2 protein-coding genes are annotated in these 1,206 nt (G+C 41.5%); one reads left to right on the top strand and one right to left on the bottom strand.

Going from position 1 to position 1,206, the window contains the following annotated elements:
• The first annotated feature begins 235 nt into the window (after window positions 1–235).
• The gene (locus IQ219_RS19750; protein WP_194073755.1) at window positions 236–727 is read left to right on the top strand and encodes a hypothetical protein; all 492 of its coding nucleotides are present in this window, start codon (window positions 236–238) and stop codon (window positions 725–727) included.
• Window position 728: 1 nt separating this feature from the next.
• Here IQ219_RS19750 and IQ219_RS19745 read toward each other — a convergent pair whose 3' ends face one another.
• The gene (locus IQ219_RS19745; RefSeq protein ID WP_194073754.1) at window positions 729–890 is read right to left on the bottom strand and encodes a hypothetical protein; all 162 of its coding nucleotides are present in this window, start codon (window positions 888–890) and stop codon (window positions 729–731) included.
• Between the last annotated feature and the right edge of the window lie 316 nt (window positions 891–1,206).

The following is a 1,206-nucleotide window of genomic DNA, read 5'->3' as shown; positions in this document are numbered from 1 at the left end:
ACGAAGGATCGTCTTTTCACTCGGATTTTAGAAGAGATTGAAAGTACTGATCGACGGGTTGAGTTGGCATCCACAACGGTGGAACTTGTCTCCGCCTCCGGTTTACATGTAAGCCTGAAGTCAGGTAATGGATCCAATTAGGCGATCGTAAAACACCCTTTATTTATCCCCATGGAGTTATTAATCAAGATCAAAAATTTACTGACAACGGCTATTGACAAACTACAGATCTACGATGAAAACACTATCGGTCGAACAACAAATTGCCAATCTTCGTCCAGCCCTGGGAATAGCGGGCCAGATCAATCGGTGGTTCTTGGGGGCAGCCGTTTTGGGGGCGATCGCCTCACTCTTATTTTGGAATCCATTACCTCTGACATTTTCACTTTTTTTTGTCATTGTCGGATTTTCCAGAAGAAAGCTGGGCCCCAATCTGATTGTGGCCATATCTGCTTTTGATAAGGAAGCTCCTTCATGGGGAGAGGTTTCCATTACCATTACTCGTTGGAATGCCGATAATCATTACCACGGAATTGTGCGGGAAACGGGTTATCCCAATTGGAAATATCAATTTATCCCCCAGGGTTGGCGACCAGTGCCGGGTACTTACCCTGCCAAGATATGGCGCACTGGTATTGATGGCAGACCCATTCTTACCGTTGTCCAGGAAGGAATTATTATTCCCACTGGTGATGCTAGGGTCGAGTCGGACTCCATTGAAAATTAACCTAGAATTGACAGAGCAACATATTGGTGGTGCAAAAATAATCAGGAAATTGATTAAGCGCTAGGCGATCGCCTCGGTTGGAATTAATTACTGTCAGTTGGCGATTGGTCGGTACATTGCCTAGAGACAAATATACTTTTTCAGTAAAGGAGCTAGACTGCATACAAATAAACCACTACTTCGAACTAATGTCCCAATACAACCAATAGATCAAGAAATTCTACATTGGTCCCAGAACTTGCCTTCCCCATAGTTAGAAGCTCCTTTTAAATACACCAAAATTTCAGTGAAATTGATTGTAATGTAAGAAAATTAAACAGGATGTGTTGGATTTATTTTAGTTGAAATTGGTCAAATAAAACCACATTGTTATTATCTTCATTGCTGTCAAAATAATAGCTTTTGATCACTGCGTTATTGTCACCAGTTTCCAGTACACTAAAGACGGTGATTTTATTACTAGCAATGTATGGTAATGG

Source organism: Synechocystis sp. LEGE 06083 (genome assembly GCF_015207725.1).
Taxonomy (GTDB): domain Bacteria; phylum Cyanobacteriota; class Cyanobacteriia; order Cyanobacteriales; family Microcystaceae; genus Synechocystis; species Synechocystis salina.
Note: the sequence above shows the minus strand (reverse complement) of the source record. Positions and strands in the feature narration are given on the sequence as shown.